12 protein-coding genes are annotated in these 16,591 nt (G+C 59.6%); 5 read left to right on the top strand and 7 right to left on the bottom strand.

The genetic code is table 11. The annotated features are described in order from the left end of the window. Window positions 1-9: 9 nt before the first annotated feature. The 5 genes from V3C20_RS13070 to V3C20_RS13050 all read left to right on the top strand — a co-directional run bounded on the left by V3C20_RS13070 (window position 10) and on the right by V3C20_RS13050 (window position 9,934). A complete protein-coding gene (locus V3C20_RS13070; RefSeq protein WP_130082534.1) occupies window positions 10-1,614 on the top strand; it encodes a hypothetical protein in 1,605 nt (534 codons plus the stop codon). A gap of 28 nt (window positions 1,615-1,642) precedes the next feature. Continuing rightward, the gene (locus V3C20_RS13065) at window positions 1,643-3,739 is read left to right on the top strand and encodes a M3 family metallopeptidase (protein ID WP_130082535.1); all 2,097 of its coding nucleotides are present in this window, start codon (window positions 1,643-1,645) and stop codon (window positions 3,737-3,739) included. A 24-nt stretch (window positions 3,740-3,763) separates the two neighbouring features. Continuing rightward, entirely contained in the window at window positions 3,764-5,086 is a 1,323-nt protein-coding gene (locus V3C20_RS13060; protein WP_130082536.1) for a Gfo/Idh/MocA family oxidoreductase, read from the top strand. A gap of 336 nt (window positions 5,087-5,422) precedes the next feature. Then, on the top strand, window positions 5,423-6,106 hold the full coding sequence (locus tag V3C20_RS13055; RefSeq protein ID WP_130082537.1) for a PEP-CTERM sorting domain-containing protein: 684 nt from the start codon (window positions 5,423-5,425) through the stop codon (window positions 6,104-6,106). A gap of 153 nt (window positions 6,107-6,259) precedes the next feature. After that, window positions 6,260-9,934, top strand: coding sequence for a glycosyl hydrolase family 18 protein (locus V3C20_RS13050; protein WP_161981800.1), 3,675 nt, complete (start codon window positions 6,260-6,262; stop codon window positions 9,932-9,934). A gap of 241 nt (window positions 9,935-10,175) precedes the next feature. On the opposite strand, the gene V3C20_RS13045 is transcribed toward V3C20_RS13050, so the two are convergent. From V3C20_RS13045 to nuoB, 7 genes are all read right to left on the bottom strand, one after another. Beyond that, window positions 10,176-11,324, bottom strand: coding sequence for a tetratricopeptide repeat protein (locus tag V3C20_RS13045; RefSeq protein WP_330935449.1), 1,149 nt, complete (start codon window positions 11,322-11,324; stop codon window positions 10,176-10,178). Beyond that, window positions 11,206-12,894: a hypothetical protein gene (locus V3C20_RS13040; protein ID WP_330935399.1), complete on the bottom strand. Its 1,689-nt coding sequence runs from the start codon at window positions 12,892-12,894 to the stop codon at window positions 11,206-11,208. The genes V3C20_RS13045 and V3C20_RS13040 overlap by 119 nt, the downstream gene beginning before the upstream one ends. Window positions 12,895-13,058: 164 nt before the next feature. Continuing rightward, window positions 13,059-14,177, bottom strand: coding sequence for an AMP-binding protein (locus tag V3C20_RS13035; RefSeq protein WP_161981649.1), 1,119 nt, complete (start codon window positions 14,175-14,177; stop codon window positions 13,059-13,061). Between the two features lie 31 nt (window positions 14,178-14,208). Next, window positions 14,209-14,520: a ribonuclease III domain-containing protein gene (locus V3C20_RS13030; protein WP_130082541.1), complete on the bottom strand. Its 312-nt coding sequence runs from the start codon at window positions 14,518-14,520 to the stop codon at window positions 14,209-14,211. Continuing rightward, window positions 14,517-15,347 carry a hypothetical protein gene (locus tag V3C20_RS13025; RefSeq protein ID WP_130082542.1) on the bottom strand — a complete coding sequence of 277 codons (831 nt, stop codon included), beginning with the start codon at window positions 15,345-15,347 and terminating at the stop codon, window positions 14,517-14,519. Before V3C20_RS13025 ends, V3C20_RS13030 begins: the two co-directional genes overlap by 4 nt. Before the next feature lie 35 nt (window positions 15,348-15,382). Next, complete coding sequence (locus V3C20_RS13020) at window positions 15,383-15,967, bottom strand: NADH-quinone oxidoreductase subunit C (protein ID WP_130082543.1); 585 nt, start codon at window positions 15,965-15,967, stop codon at window positions 15,383-15,385. Between the two features lie 35 nt (window positions 15,968-16,002). Next, window positions 16,003-16,584 (bottom strand): NADH-quinone oxidoreductase subunit NuoB, encoded by a 582-nt coding sequence (gene nuoB, locus V3C20_RS13015; RefSeq protein ID WP_067572915.1) that lies wholly within the window; start codon window positions 16,582-16,584, stop codon window positions 16,003-16,005. Window positions 16,585-16,591: the final 7 nt, after the last annotated feature.

The following is a 16,591-nucleotide window of genomic DNA, read 5'->3' as shown; positions in this document are numbered from 1 at the left end:
CCTTATCCCATGCAGCTTCCCTTCAACCGTATTTTTCTGGCTGCCGCGTGCGGCTTGTGTGCGGCTCTTTCCGCAAATGCTGCTTCCTGGCTGGACCGTCCCGTCCTGAATGCATGGAAGAAGGAGGCCGCTGCCGTTCGTCCGGCTCAGGCCCCGCCGCTGCCTCCCGGTGTGGAAATGATGGCCGTCTGCACCTCTTGCCCCGCGGCCCAGCCGCTGGTGCTGGAGGGGATGACGCACCTGCTCACCTTCGGCGACATGAAGGCGTACCGGAAATTTTCCGCCGCCCTGAAGCTGGACCCCGACTGCCTGATGGCGCATTGGGGCGTATGCATGAGCCTCATGGCGGCAGGGCCGGAATTCCAGAAGGAACGCGTGGAATCCATGAAAAGCATGAAGGAGCTGGCGCTTCATCCCGCCTTCCCGGAACATGAACGGGCCTATGCGGACGCCCTGGCTGTGCTGCTCATGGATGGCCCGGAAGAAGCCCGCAAGGCGTGGAAGACCCTGTACGAAACATGGCCGCGCGACCCTTACGCCCCCCTGTTTTACGCCATGCTCCTGCGGGACGGCTTTGATGACCGGGGCAAACCCGGAGAAGGGCAGGAGGAAGCTGTCCGCCTCGTGGATGAAGTGCTGAAAAAGCGTCCCGGCTCCCAAGCGGCCCTGTTCATGCGCGCCCTGCTGGATGAAGTGGCTCCCGTCATCCCCCCGGAAACGGTGGAAACCGCCCGCAGGGCTGTGGCCGCCAACCCGCAGTCTTCTTCCGCCCATCACCTGCTGGGCCATTTCCTGTTCCGCACGGGGGATTACCGGGGCGCCTCGGCCGCCTTTAAAAAATCGGAGGACCTGTGCGTAAACTGGGAAAAATCGGAAAAAGTACCCCGCGCCCTCAATGACGCCTACTTCCGTTCCGCCATTTACCGCGCGGTTTCCGAATTCTGCGCGGGCCGTTACAAGGAGGCGGACAGGATAGCCTCCGCCGTTGCCTCCGTTCCTCTGGACAGGGAATATCCCCTCGCCCCCGGAACGCTCCTGCAAATATGGGAGGCCAGGAACCTTCCCGTGCGCCTCATGCTGGCCAATCCGGACCTTCCCCGGCAGGAATACGTCCTCAAAGCCTCGCCGGCTCCCCTTCCCAAGGGCTTCCCGGACCTGAGCAACGGCATGATGGCCATGCTCACGCAATACATGGGGGCCAAATACTCCTTGCAGCAGGGCGCGGTGTCCGCCGTATCCGCCCGGTTTGACAAGCTCTCCGGCATCATCCGTCTTCTGATGGACGGCGCGGCAACGGCCAGGCAGCAAATGAGCCTTTCCTACTGGGTCCGCTGCCTGCAGCTCGGCAACGCGTACGCTATGGAAATCCGCGCCATGATGTTCCCGGAATCCGCCAACATCTGGCTTTCCAACGCCATCCGGGACCAGCGCTTCGCTTCCCTTCTCCTGCCCCCGGTGCTGCCGTATCCGGAGGAATGGATTCTGGCCCGCGCCTACCTGAAAGCCGGCAAGAGCAAGGAAAGCCTGGAAATGTGCGAGCAGGGTCTGAAACGCTTCCCCAACCACGCCGGAGTGCTGGAAACCATGAAAAAGGCCCGCGCCGCGGCCAAATAATCCTTTTCAATAAAACCCATTAATCGACATGAACCATCCTTATCTGGACCCCTCCTTCCTGGTCTCCTGGTCCCGGCTGACGCCGGAAGCCATCAAGCCGGACATTACGGAAGCCATCTTCCGCGCCAAGACGAACATCCAGGCCATTTGCGACCTGCCTCTGGACTCCCTGACTTATGAAAACACATTCGGCGCCCTGGAAAAAGCCTCCGAGGACCTGAACCGCGGCTGGGGCCGCATCATGCATCTGGACTCCGTGAACGATGAACCCTCCCAGCGCGAAGCCATCGGGGAAATGCTGCCGGAGGTGGTGGCCTTCTCCTCCTCCGTTTCCCTCAACCCCATGCTGTGGAAGGTGCTCAAGGCCGCCGCGGCCTGCGACTGGGTGAAAGACCTCTCTCCCGTGAAGCAGCGCTTCATCCAGGAAACCCTGGCGGACTTCCGCGAAAGCGGAGCGGACCTGCCGGATGAAGTGAAGCCGGAATATGCGGAAATAGAAGCGCAGCTCTCCCTCAAGACCAAGAAATTTGCGGAAAACGTCCTGGACTCCACCAATGCGTGGGAACTGGTGGTGACGAATGAGGCGGAGCTTGCCGGCCTGCCGGAATCCGCACGGGAAGCCGCCCGACTGGACGCCCTGGCCAACGGCCACGGTACGGAAGAAAACCCCGAATGGCGCTTCACGCAGAAATTCACCTCCCTCCAGCCGGTTTTGCAATTTGCGGATTCCGACGACTTGCGCCGCAAGGTATGGGAAGGCTCCTGCACCATCGGCAGGGATGGGGAATACGACAACGAAGCCCTCATCGCGGAAATCCTGGACCTTCGCGACCGGAAGGCCCGCCTGCTCGGCTTCGGTACCTTTGCGGACTACACCACCTCCCGCCGGATGGCGGCCAGCGGCGCGAACGCCCTGGACTTCATCAATGACCTGCACGACAAAGTGAAACCCTCCTTCCTGGCGGATATGGAAGCCGTGCGCCAATACAAGGAGGAAAAAACCGGAAAACCCGTGGAAAAGCTTTCCCCGTGGGAAACCTCCTACTGGGCGGAAAAGCGCCGCCGGGAGCTGTATGCCTTTGACGAGGAAGACCTGCGGCCCTACTACTCCGTGCAGAAGGTCATGGACGGCCTGTTCTCCATTTACTCCGGACTGTACGGAATCACGGTAACGCCCAGAAAAACGGCGGTCGCCAAACCCGGGGAAGAAATGCCGGAAGGCGCGGTGGAAGTCTGGCATCCGGATGTGCTGTTCTATGACCTGCACGACTCGGAAACGGGGGAACACATGGGGTCCTTCTATGCCGACTGGCATCCTCGCGACTCCAAGCGCGGAGGAGCCTGGATGAACTGCCTGAGCGTCGGGGAACCGCCACGCGGCGGCAGCCCGCGGGTGCCCCACCTGGGCCTGATGGTCGGGAACATGACCAAGCCCGTAGGGGACAGGCCGGCCCTGCTGTCCCATATGGAAGTGGAAACCGTCTTCCACGAATTCGGCCACCTGCTGCACCAGCTCCTTTCCGATGTGGAAGTGAAATCCCTGGCGGGAACGAGCGTGGCCTGGGACTTCGTGGAACTGCCCTCCCAGATCAATGAAAACTGGTGCTGGGAACGGGAATCCGTGGACCTCTTTGCCGCCCATTATGAAACCGGTGAAAAAATTCCGGAAGAACTCTTCGCCAAAATGCGCGCCGCGCGCAACTACATGAGCGGCACGGCATTCATGCGCCAGCTCTGCTTCGGCAAGCTGGACCTGGAACTGCATGCCCGCTGGCCCGAATACAAGGGCAGCGCCCTGGAGGAAACGGATGAACGCATTCTGGCGGACTACCGGGTTCCGATGACGCACCGTGGCCCGTCCGTTGCACGCCGCCTGACCCACATCTTTGCGGACCCCACGGGCTATGCCGCGGGTTACTACTCCTACAAATGGGCGGAAGTGCTGGAAGCGGACGCCTTCAGCCGATTCCTGAAGGAAGGGGTGCTGAACCCGCAGACCGGCCGCGACTTCCGCCGCTGCATCCTGAGCAAGGGCAACAGCAAGCCCGCTGCAGAACTCTACCGGGACTTCATGGGGCGTGATCCCGATGCGGAGGCCCTCCTTGTCAAATCCGGCATTCTTTAAACCGTCCGCCTGTCTGCCATACTCATGCCTGAACAAAAAAGACTCTCCCTCGCCGGCATCGGCTGCGGTTCCCGCACCCGGACCTACATGGAGCTGGCCATGGAACGGAAGGACCGTTACCGCATCGCCGCGGCGGCGGACCCCGTGAAGGAACGTGCGGAAGCCGTGCGGGACTTTGCCCCGGAGGAGGAACGCGCCTCCGTCCGCCTGTTTCCGGATGCGGAATCTCTGCTGGCGCAACCGCGCCTGGCGGACGTCGCCATCATCGGCACGCAGGATGACTACCATTACGTCCCTTGTAAAAAGGCCTTGGAACTGGGCTACAACGTCCTGCTGGAAAAACCCATCGCCAAAACGCTGAAAGAAGCACTGGAACTGCGCGACCTGGCGAAACGCCTGGACCGCCGCGTGGCCGTGTGCCACGTCCTGCGCTACACCCAGTTCTACCGCACGCTGAAAAAAATCATCGACAGCGGGGAAATCGGAGACATCGTCACCTTCAACGCCAATGAAGGCGTAGGGGCGTGGCACTTCGCCCACTCCTTCGTTCGCGGCCACTGGGGAAACAGCAAAACCTCCACGCCCATGATCGTAGCCAAATGCTGCCATGACATGGACATCCTTTACTGGCTCATGGGGCGGCGCAAATGCCTGTCCCTCGCCAGCTTCGGGGAACTCTCCTTCTTCACGAGAAAGACGCTCTCATCCCCGCGTCCGGAACGCTGCACGGACTGGACCGCTCCGGTGGGGGAAGACCCCTGGGACGCGCGCAAATACGCCACGGACGACGAATGCAAGCGCTGGCTGGGCATGGTGTACGACCGTGCCCGGGAAGCCACGGCGGAGGAAATCTATGAATGGCTCAAGACCTCCCCGTGGGGCAGGGACTACCTTCAGTGCGACAACGACCAGCCGGACCACCAGGTCTCCATCATGCGCTTTGAAGGCGGCCTGACCGGCACCTTCACCATGACGGCTTTTGAACAGGGGCGCCACATTGAAGTGTACGGCACCAAAGGCAGGATCCGCGCCGGAGCCTTCTACAAGGAAAACGGCCCGGGGGAAATCACCGTGACGCCCCACTTCGGAGGCCGGCCCCGCGTGGTGGAACTGGAAGAACTGGAAGGCGGCTACCAGGGGCACGGCGGAGGCGACTGGGGACTGGTGCAGGCGCTGTATGACGACATACTCACGGTATCCTCCCCGGCAGACATGACAACCTCCATTGAGGAATCCGCCCATTCCCACGTGATGGCCTTTGCCACGGAACACGCCCGCCTGAGCGGGAAGGTGGTGGACGTGGCCGAGTTTGAACGCCGCGTCATGAACGGTGAATTGGCGTATTAAACCATTAACCCGCCATTGTTTTCAAGGGAGCAGGATAGGAAATCCTGCTCCTTTTTTCTATTTTGAATTAAAGTAAATATTTAATAAGCAAAATGTAGGAATATGGAAAACATCTGCTGCGGATTTCTAATCCGGAAGTCAACGAAAAAATCTGGAGAAAAGTTGATTAGGGATAATAAATATATAAGGATAATAGGAATAACAGGGAGTAGCAAAATCCTCTATCATTCCTATGATCCTTATGCTCCCTGTCATAAGCATTCTTGCGTTGCGGCGTTGATTTATCACGGATTAGAAATCCGGTATCTATAACCAATAAAATATTAATAGCCTCATATGAAGAAAACTCTATATCTCATAGGTTGCCTCGCATTGCTTCCCGCAGCGGAGGCTTCCACCGTGCTGATGGACCTGTCCCCGGTGGATTCCGGAACTACAGGTTTGAACGCGAACGGGATCACTCCCGCGGATGTATGGGGGTATGATCTCATGTCCTGGCATGGCGTTTGGGAGAAGTCGGCTTTGGCGAACCAGGTTGCATTCAGCGCCGGGGCTGTCAGTTTGCAGGTTGGGGGCGCGGCTTCCCAGAACACTGGCGGCAACTTTGCCGGGCTCAAATTTTCTCTGGCCCCTGCCGCTGCTCCTTCTGCCTTGTCCTTTGACATTGCCAAAAGCAGTACGTGGGGTTCCGCTCAGTTTGAATGCACCTACACGTGCGACATTTACGGGTTTGCAGCCGACGGCTCTTCCACGGTTATCGGCACCTGGTCCCTGGCGGATGCGGTTGACAATCTGTCTTCCGATGGCATCCACGTTTCCATCGACCTGAATATGGGTGATGCCTCCTATGATTCCTACGGGCTTATTTTTAACGCCTATAAATCGGGGAGCCAGTCAGGGGGTATGGCCGCGTCGATCACCAATCTTCAGATTTCCGGAGAAATGGTTCCTGAACCGGCTACGGCGTCTCTGGGATTGATAGGCTTGGCCGCCATGCTGATGCGTCGCCGCAGAGGTTGAGTAGAGCTTGAATGGCTTCTGTTTTCTGGGCTGTATGGAATGCCGGAACAAGGGGAGAGAAGTGAATCTTTCCTGTCCGGTGTTCCGGCAGCTTTTTGCTTGTAAAGTGATTCCCATGTTGGATGCTCAATGATCATGTTGAGGAACAACATCTTGCTTAGCCTGATTGCGGCGTTTGCATGCGGGCTGGGTGCTCTGGTGCATGGGGAATCCGCCAGGGAATCCTTTGGTGTTGATTTCGGAAATGCCTCTTCCACCACTCAGGAGGGATGGACCAATGCGTCCTTTACGGCAACCAGGGCCGGAGCGGCCAATACTTTCGTGAATGTCCCGCTGAGCAGGAACGGAGCGGCTTCCTCCTCATCCATCATGGCGGGTAGCTTGTTCGGCAATGCCGTATATCTGTCCGTTTCCGCCAAGGCCAGTGTTGGAAATTTTAATAATCTTCTTTCTTCCAACACACTGTGGACATGGCAGGAAAACTCGGCCAGCCGTGGAACTCACGCAGCGGCCACGCCGGATTCCCCTTCGGCATTTGATTTTCCCAATCATTGCGAGGCATTCAACACCAGCGGACGACTGAGTGCCAACGGTACGCCCGGAGCCACGGCCACGGCGCGCGTATCTCTGTCCGGACTGCTTCCGGGGAAGGAATATACGGTTTCCTTCTTCATGGGGTCCAATAAACCCCAGTACCAGTCCGTTTCCCTGGTTTCCGGGGAATTGAAGGAGGTGAATGCCCTCCAGACTTCTTCGGGAACCTTGAATGGCGCAACCTGGACGGGAGCGGTGAACACGGCGGAAGGAGACATTTACATGGCGGTGGAGTGGAAGGCCTGTGCGGACACTTCCGGCGTTCTGGAATTTGACGTAACCAAGAAGGCGAATGCTTCCGCTTCTGGAAGGATGGAACTGAATGCCCTTACCGTCATGACGGATGGCTCTCCGGCTCCTCCCGCACCGGAGCCGAGGCCCGTCAGCGTGCTGAATAACAGGGCCCTGACTTCCCTTCCTGCCGCGGTCGCGCTGCCTGTGCCGGCGGACACATGGTCCTCTTCCCGTGAAATGACGTGCGAACTCTGGATCAAGCCGGAAGGAGACTCTTCTTCCGGCAGGATTCTGTCTCTGGGAAACATTTCCCTTTCCCTGAACCGCGGAAAACTTCAATTATCCTTCCCGGGGCAGGAAGGGGAAACGGTTCTGGAAGCTTCCGGAGATGTGTTTGCCGCCGGGTCTTGGCATCATGTGGCCGTTTCCCTGGATGCTGAAAACGCCCGCCTGTATGTGGACGGCGCTGCGGCAGGTTCTCTTCCCGGCGCTCCTTTCCTCGCCGCCGCGGAAAAAGCCTGGAACGGCGTGGTGCTGGATGCGGAATTCAGGGGTGCCAGGGATGAAGTGAGGTTCTGGAATGCCTCACTGGGGGATGACATTGACGATTTCTTTCTGACGGGGCCTCTGCCCATGGCGCATCCCAGGTATGACCGGCTGGTCGGACTCTGGAGGCTGGACGGTGATTTCCGGGATGCCAAATGGACGGAATTTGCGGAAAAAACAGGGAGTGCCCTGACCCGTTCCTACCAGGCGGTTGCGCCTGCCGGAGCGGAATTCTCCATCGTGGCGGACAATTCCGTGTTCCGCTACATGCTGGTAACCGGGTATGTGCGTGAAAGCCATATCATGTGGAACTGGCCGAACAGGTCCCACATGATCAATAATTCGGACCTGATTTACATCGGTTCCGCTTCTCCTGCCGCCAATGGAGAAATCAATTTCTCCTACCCGGACAATGATGTGACGGAAAGCAGGGGCGTGCGGCTGCTTCCTTCCGACGGCACGCGGACGAACGTTCTGGAATTCTCCGGGGACGGGGCCTGCATGTACGTAGGCAACGGCCTGGTAACGGGAAACAATGCCAATGCGTTCACCATTGAAATCAACATGGCCCTTTCCGCGGGGGAACAGAACGTCACCCTGTTTGAGAATGACAGCGTGTCCATGACGCTGTCATGGGCGGACGGCCATTACAAGGCCCGTTTGCAGGTGGGCTCCTCCGCCGCCTGGGAGGCGGATTTGCCTGCCATCGCCCTCCATGAATACTTCTGGCTGTCCTTCATCCGGAATTCCGCGGAGGGAACGGGCGTTTTTTACGTGAACGGTTCCGCTGTGGCTACGGCAAAAGCTTCCCCGGGGAATATGAACGGCACGGCGAATGCCGTAGTGGGGCGGGATCTGCAAGGCAGGATTGATGAAATGCGCGTGTGGCATCTGGCCCGGCCGGTGAATCGTCTGGGTACGGAAGTGCAGCCCAATTGGAATGACCGCCTCATTGTCGCCCGCTGGGGCAATAGCGATATCTTCGGGCGCGATACCGCTTCCTGGGCGGAACACCTGCGCTGCCTGCGCAAATGGACGGCGGGCGTTTCCGGCATGCGCATCCGGCTCGGCATTGCCGGTGGAGCGTGGTCTTCCATGATTTCCAATGCCGCCGCGCGTCAAAGATTTGCGGACAACATAGCGGAATTGATCAAAACATACCCGCTGGACGGTGTGGACCTGGACTTTGAATGGATGTATGAGAACACTGCCCAGTGGAACCAGTACGGCATGCTGGCCCAGGCTATCCGCACCGCCTGCCCGGACATGTTCTTCTCCATCTCCCTCCATACGGTTTCCTACAAATTTCCGGCGGCCTACATGCAGTATGTGGACTATTTCACTTTCCAGAACTACGGGCCGTCCATTGACGTGAACACGTACAACAGCATGGTCACGGCATGCGGCAATTTCCGGAAGCAGGGCTTCCCGGACAACAAGATCATTCTGAGCGCGCCCTTCCAGGGAACGCCCGGAGGCTCCAGTCCCGGCGCCTATATCAAGGGATACAGGGACATAGCCGCCAATTGCCCGGAAGCGGACAATCCGGACAACGACACGGCGGTTTATACCTACTCCGACGGAACCAGAACACTCCATTACAACGGTGTAACGACCATTAAGAAAAAGGCCAAATACATCAGCGACCAGAAACTGGCCGGATTCATGTACTGGGACCTGGGTCTGGACTTGGCGGACTCCGCTGGTCGGAACAACTATTTTGACCGCCGTTCCCTGTTGCGCGCCGCCAATCGATATGTCTCTTCCACATCGTTCCCCGACACGCCCTCTCCTTTCTCCCTCTCCCGCGTGGGGGCCGTCCTGCCGGCGGAAGGCGGCACGGCGGACGTGGAAGTGCAGATGGAAGAGGAAAATCTGGGATGGATGGTGACCGTCCGTCCGGAATGGTTATCCGTTTCCGCGGATTCCGGCATCGGCCGAACGACGGTGGTTCTGACGGCCGGAGAAAACAAATCCGGAAGGCCGCGTTCCGGAACGGTTGTGTTCCGGGCGTCCGAGGGGCAGGAATGCTCCGTCAGCGTCACGCAGGAAGCACCTGAAACGGCAGGATATGACAAATGGGTACAGGACAAATTCCCCTCCGGAACGGCGGGGGACCAGACGGCCCCGGAGGCCGCACCCTCCGGCGACGGCATCGTCAACCTGATGAAATACGCTACGGGGCTTGATCCTCTCCGGCCCTGCGGAAGCGTCACCAGCGTGACGGCAAAGGAAGGGGAGGATGGGAAAATGCACCTGGTCCTATCGTGGCCCGTCAATCCGGATGCAATGGACGTGAAGCATGAGGTGGAGGCGTCCACGGATCTGGAAACCTGGACCCTGCTGGGTGAAGCGGAGACGGCGGGAAAGACCTCGGCGGAGTTTATGGACCCGGAAGCGGTCGGCACAGGGAGGGAACGCCGCTTTCTGCGCCTGAAAGTGACCAGGGAATGATCCCTTGCCGGGTTTCACCAAAATTCCTTCAAACTCCTTCCGGGGAATGGAGGTCCCTGGTCTTTGTCGTCAAGGGGATGCGGACCCTGCGCGGAAAGGAAAATGGGACGGCGCCATGCACTGCCGGACAGGAGCCGCCAGCAGGCTTTCAGCATAAAAGGCGGAGTTCTCCGTTTCCGGCCACGGACGGGGATGGAAAAGACCCCGTTTTTCACTCTGCGGGCATTCCCGCAGGCAGGGATTATTTAACCGCCTTTTTCATCTTCTCCTTGACCCGTTCCACATTGGCCCGGGCGTCTTCATTGCCCAGGGCGGCCGCCTGTTCGTACCATTTTTTGGCTTCGTCCAGGTTTTTAGCCACTCCGTTTCCTCCTTCATACATGGATCCGAGATTGTTCATGGCCTTGTCGTCTTCCTGTTCCGCACCCTTCATGTAAAACTGGTACGCCAGGGCGGTGTCCCGCTGCGTGCCCAGTCCTTCTTCATGCAGGTAGCCCAGCAGGAAGTACAGCCCGGGAACGGGACGGACCTGGTTCGGCTCCAGCCTGGTCAGAATCTCCAGGGCGGCTTTCGGGTCCGGTTCCATTCCTTCTCCCTTGATCAGCAGCCTGGCCTTTTCCACCAGGGCTTCCGGGTCGTTCGTTTCCGCGGCTTTCAGCACATAATCCCTGTGCAGTTCCTTGTTCGGCTGCACGCCGATTCCTTGCTCGTAATAACGGGCCATGCGCTTGAATCCGCGCACGTCGTTCTTCCTCACCAGTGCGGTGGAAGCGGTCATGGCGGAGGCCTGAAGCTGCTGGCGTTCGGCCGGGTCCTGCACGTTGCGGGCCACGGTTTCGTAATAGGCGGCCAATTCGTCCAGGGCGGTCAGGCTTCCCAGTTCCGCCGCCTGTTCCCAGAACTTCACGGCTTCCGGATTGACGGATGCGGGTTCCGGAACGCTGCGCTCCCTGCCGCTTTCGGTCATCCACGGGGGAACGGCGCCGGGATCGGTTTCATCCCCTCCCGTGGCCGTCTTGTCCGTGCGGGAGGCATCCTTCCTTTCCTCTCCGGCTGCCTGTTCCGTCGCATTCTGGGGATAGGCCGCCTGGTTCGCCAGGAAAAGCAGGGAAGGGATGTGCCCGCGGGAAGCAAGGCCATGCATCATGGCACTGTAGGGCTGAAGGTTCTCGTTGTTGGAGCTCCATATGTCCGCCGCGTCCACATGGCCTTTCAGGGCCGCTCGGAACATCCAGGAATCTCCTTCTGCCATGCGTTTTTCCAGTCCGAACTCATAAATCAGGGCGCGGCCCAGAACGTACATGCCGCAGGGATCGCCCTGTCCGGCGGAAAGACGGGCCCAGGCAAGGGCTTCCGGATAGCCGGACTCCTCGCTCCTGTAGCTGAACAGCATCAGGTAGGCCAGATTGGCCTGGCTGAGGGAATCTCCTTCCCGTGCCTTGTTGCGGAGGGGTTCTATCAGTGTTTCCCACTGTTCCGGTGTGACGTACTCCGCAATGCCTTTCAGCGTGATGAAATCTCCGGTGGCGGCTTTGGCCAGGCAGTCGTTCAGCAGAGTTGCCCCCGGCTCCGAAGCCGGTTTTTCCAGCAGGTCGGGGTCTTCCATCTGGGCCAGGCGCAATTTGGCAAGGGGGGTGGCCTTCCTCCGCCGCCATCTTGTACCATGTGCGCATGTTCTCCTGCGCTTCATGGGCTTTTCCCACGGAATCCATCGTATTGGCCAATTCCTCCTTCCACAGCTCGCCGAGCTGGACGCAGGAATCCACGTCCCCCATCTGGGAGGCCAGTTCCAATTCCTTGTGCGTTTTGGCGTAGGGGGGAAGATGGTTGAGCTTTTTCTGCGGAAGCGCGAGCGGTTCTTTCAGGAAGGGCATGGCCCGTTCGTCATGAAGCGCCAGCAGGGCCCGGGCCGCTTCCTGCACTTCCTGTTCCTGCGGAGGCTTGGCCTCGGACAGAAGCTGGGAATACCACGCGCAGGCATTGTTACTGCCCAGTTTCCGGGCTTTGTCGAACATGTCCTGCAGCATCTTTCCGTCCACGGAACCAGTTTTTTCCTTCATGTAGCCGGAAAGTCCGGCCAGCAGGCATTCCAAGTCTCCCCGGGCGCACAGGCTTTTCAGAAATCCCCTGTTTTTTTCCGCATCGGTTCCTTCCGGCATGGCCGCGAGGGTCCGCATGGCCGTGGCATGGCCCTGTTCCGCAGCCCGGGAAAGTGTTTGAACAGCCAAATCCCGCCATTCCTTCCGGCGCGGATCGTTTTGAGGAACGGAATTGCTCAGGGAAAGGGCCAGCTGACCCATGCGCGCCAGCAGGACCGGTTTGGCATTCCTGCCGTGCTTCTGCAGGGTAGCAAGAGTGGCGGCCGGGTCTTCCTTCAGCCAGTCCGTTTTGATGAAGGCAAGCTGGGCCAGGGCGTCCTGGTCCCCCTTGGCTGCCTTCTTTTCCAGCGGCGCCAGATAACGCTTCAAATCTTCCGCGGGAAGATCCGTAACCGTGTACAGGGCCGTCACGGCATCCATATCTCCCTGTTCCGCCAGCTTGCGGCAGTCGGCAAGCCATCCCGCGTGCTCCGGCCGCATGGGGGCGGTTTTGAAAATTCCGAAAATCCCGTAGGGGTCCGTCATCATCAGCCGCGGTGCCGGATGCCCGGACTTCTCCGCCGCTTTCTGGAAAAAGCTCTGCATATGCTCCAGGCAGGCCAGAGGCAGGTCGCCCCGGTTCAGGTAATAAAACCCCATCCAGTACTCCCCTGCCAGCATATTGGCGCGGAAATCGCCCGTCAGGGCCTTGTCGAGAAGTTCTCCGTAAGTCCACCCTCCGTCCATGGGCAGTCGGTCCAGATGCGGTGGCTGAACCTGTCCGGGTTTTCCGGACGCCGTCTCCGTTAATGCCGCAGGAATGTCCTGGGCGTGGGCCAGGGCGGAAAAAATAAAAGGAATAAGCAAAAGACAGGCACGCATGGATTAGTTCTTTTCTAACAGGAAAAACCTATGCCCTACAAGCGTTTTTCACGTGCCCTGATGTTTAAATATTTATTATGTCACGTTCTTTTTCCGGGAGTGGCGGATATGCCTCTGCCCGCACTCCGGAGGGGGAAATGAAAAGCCGCGGAACGGATGCATTCCTAGCAGGGAAAATCCATCCGCTCCCGTTTCTCCGGATGTTGACGCAGCATGGCGCGCAGGGCGATGCGGTCCAGTTTTCCCATGATTGTCAGGGGTATGGGCGTTTCCATGATGGAGCCTATGCGCTGCGGGCCGGGCGCCGTTTCATTCCATTTGCGGGAAGCTTCTTTCAGACGTGCCGCGGAAGGACCGCAGGCCACCAGTTCCGCTCCTGCGCGCGGGTGGGGCACGGCTTCCACCACGGCGCCGGGTGCGCGGTGCCGCAGGGCCTCCTGGACCGCATCCGGATCAACCAGCTCCCCCAGGATTTTGACGAGCCTGTCTGCCCGGCGCAGGAACGTCAGGAAGCGCCCTTCCAGGCGAACCAGGTCGCAGGTGGTCCACCAGTCGCGGGACGGCACGTGTTCCAGCAGGAATTCGCCGTTGTCCTGCGTCAGCAGGCGGCCGCACAGCTTCCCTTCACCCTGGAAGCGTGCACGGCCCAGGGAATCCGCCGCCACCTCCCAGTGCGAGAGGATGGAAAGCCGGTCCGTGTGGTAGGGTTCATTCGGAAAGGCGGTAGCCAGCTGGGAGCCGGACTCCGTCATGCCGTAGCTCTGGACCACGGGCCAGCCGAGCGAGCGGGCGCGCCTGCCTGTCTCCATATCCAGAGTGCCGCCGCCTACGATGATGCACCGGACGGCGGGAGGAGCCTGTATTGCCTCGTTCACCAGGTCGACTACCTGCGTGGGCACCAGGGAGGACCAACAGGCACCGGAAGTTTTCATCAGGTCCGCATAGGCATGGGGATTCCACTTGCCCTCCAGGGTATGTACGGCCGTTCCGGCAAGTCCGGCGCGCAGGTAAATCATGGCTCCCCCCACGTGCCAGACAGGGAGGGGACAGCACCAGTCTCCGCGTTCCGCATGCAGGTGTTCCAGAGCGCCGCGGGCGCAGATGTTCAACGCCTGCCGGGTAAACAAAACGGCCTTGGGCGGGGAGCCGGAAGATCCGGACGTAGCGAATGCGACGAGGTCTTCCACGCCCTGCCGTTCCAGGAAGGCGGCAGCTCGCTGCGCCCATTCGGACAGATGCGGAGGTGCCATCACGCACGGTCCGGCGTTTTTTTCCCAGGGCATGGGTATTCCAGTAGCGGCCATGGCTGCGGAATTACTTGAGGGCTTTCCGGCGCAGGGTATGCCAGCGCTCCTCCATGCGGGGCCTCAAATTCTGTTCAATCCAGGCGTAGGCGGCTTCCAGCCCCTCCGCCTTGAACATGCGTCCTATTTCCGCTTCCACTCCCGTGGCATTGCCGGTGCGGCGCAGGAAATCATTGCTGGTGAATTCCACGAAGAGCCTGCCGTTGATGGCTCCTTCTTCCGCCAGAATCCATTCCCTTACATAGAGCGCCAGAATGGCGTCGCCCACCCATGCCTCAATGCGGAGGCGTTCCTCGGTAGCCTTGTCGATGTGTCGGTTCATGAAAATCTGGCGATAGCTGACTTGCCGCCCAGAGGGTCCTTGATGGGCGGCGGGGCGATTCCGGGTGTTTTGTCTCTGGCCGGCGGCGTGGTTGGCGCAGGCTGCCCGCTGTCCTTGGGAAGCGCGGGAAGCTTGTCCGCAGGGGATGCGGCGGGAACGGCCGGCGGCGGGGTTGCGGAATTGGGCTGCCCCGGGGCAGCGGCTGGATTGGGGGCCGGAACAGGCGCGAGAGGAACGTCCAGGACGGTGTCCGCGGCTTGGCGGCGGTTGGCGGCGTCCCTGGCCTCCAGCTTTTTGCGCAGGGCCGTTTCCGACTCCGAATTCCAGTAGCCGGAATCCAGTTCAATATAAATGTTGGAATAGGGAAGTGCCGTTTTTGTCTTGATGACCAGTACATTGAACTGCTTGGAAGCGTCTTCGATCAGGGAATTGATCGTGCGGCTCATCAGTTCAAAATGCTGGCGTCCGGGAAGCATCTTGTTGATATTGTTGCGGTAGCGCTTGATGCCGGGAGCGTAGTCCTCCGTGACGCTGCGCAGCTCGGAGCTGATCATGATGCGGGGCAGCACGTGGGCCTCCTCTTCCAGAATGTCCAGGACCTCAAGAAGAACTTCGTCGGACTTCTTGTCGGAAACCATGGTCCTGATGCCGGGCCCCGTGTAAGCCGGGAAGGAGGCTTCCGCAATGACAATCCAGTTCCTGGCTCCGACAAGGGCCAGATTTTTATACAACTGATCTTTCCATTCCTGCTCTGCCGGATTGGTGTTCTGGCAGCTGCCGAGCAGGCCGATGAAGCATACTGACAGGATGGAGGCGAAACGGATCATGGGGCGGGCCCTGGCTCGCAGGGCGGAAAACGGGGCTAAAACTTGTGTGACCTGGGTTCGCGGCATGTACTGGGGCAGGCGCCCTGTTCCGTGGCGAACGGCGCTCCCTGGGTGGGGGCTGCTTCCGTAAACGCCACTCCGGGCACTTCCGTGGGCAGGCCCTGGACGGGGAAATCCTTCCGGAGCGGGAAATAGGGATAGCCCTCCCACATCAGGATGCGGCGCATGTCCGGATGGCCGGAGAATTTAATGCCCATCAGGTCCCACACTTCGCGTTCGTGCCAGTTGGCGCCCTGGAAAATCCCGGAGACGCTGGGCACTTCCTCGCCGTCGTCCACCTTCGTCTTGAGGCTCAGGTTCACGCCCGTTTCCGCCTGGGTCAGCGTGTAGATGACTTCAAAGCGGGGGCTCTCGCCCATGTTGTCCACGGAGCAGAGGTTCACCAGCATGTCAAACCCGGCGGAATCCCGCAGCCAGCGGACGACTTCCGCCACGGAACTGCGGGCCACGATCAGCGTGGTGTCTCCGCGAAATTCATAACGGTCCGTGATGACGTCCCTGCCGAAGCGGTTCAGGACGCTGTCTGCAGCGGTCTTGATCTGTGATTCTGAAGAAGGCATGGAGAAAAGGAGGTAAAAGGTGGAGGAGGGAAGGTTTATTCGATGGGCATTTCCGTGGAAATCGGCATGGGGGAGTTGGCTTCCCTGGGTTCATCCTTCTTGAAGAAGGTGCGGGCGGGATGCTGGGTGTCCAGCTTCTTGCGGAGGGTGAGCAGACTTTCCAGAATGGCTTCCGGCCGGGGAGGGCACCCGGAAATGTAAACGTCCACAGGCAGAATCTTGTCCACGCCCTGCAGCACGGAATAGGAGCGGAACATGCCGCCGGTGGAAGCGCAGGCGCCCATCGCAATGCACCATTTGGGCTCCGGCATCTGGTCCCAGATGCGGCGCACGGCCAGGGCCATCTTGTAGGTCACGGTGCCGGCCACGATCATCACGTCCGCCTGGCGCGGGGAGAAACGCGTCACTTCGGAGCCGAAACGGGAAAGGTCGTACCGGGAGCAGGCCACGGCCATGAACTCGATGGCGCAGCAGGAAAGCCCCATCGGCATGGGCCAGAGGGAATTTTTACGAATCCAGTTGATGGCGGCATCCAGCGTGGTGTAGACGAAATTGCCTTCCGCATTGGGGTCCAATACTCCTGTTTCGTAAATATTCGGTTCGTTTGTGGTGACCATGATGATA

This window comes from Akkermansia sp. RCC_12PD (genome assembly GCF_036417355.1).
In the GTDB taxonomy this organism is placed as follows: domain Bacteria; phylum Verrucomicrobiota; class Verrucomicrobiia; order Verrucomicrobiales; family Akkermansiaceae; genus Akkermansia.
Note: the sequence above shows the minus strand (reverse complement) of the source record. Positions and strands in the feature narration are given on the sequence as shown.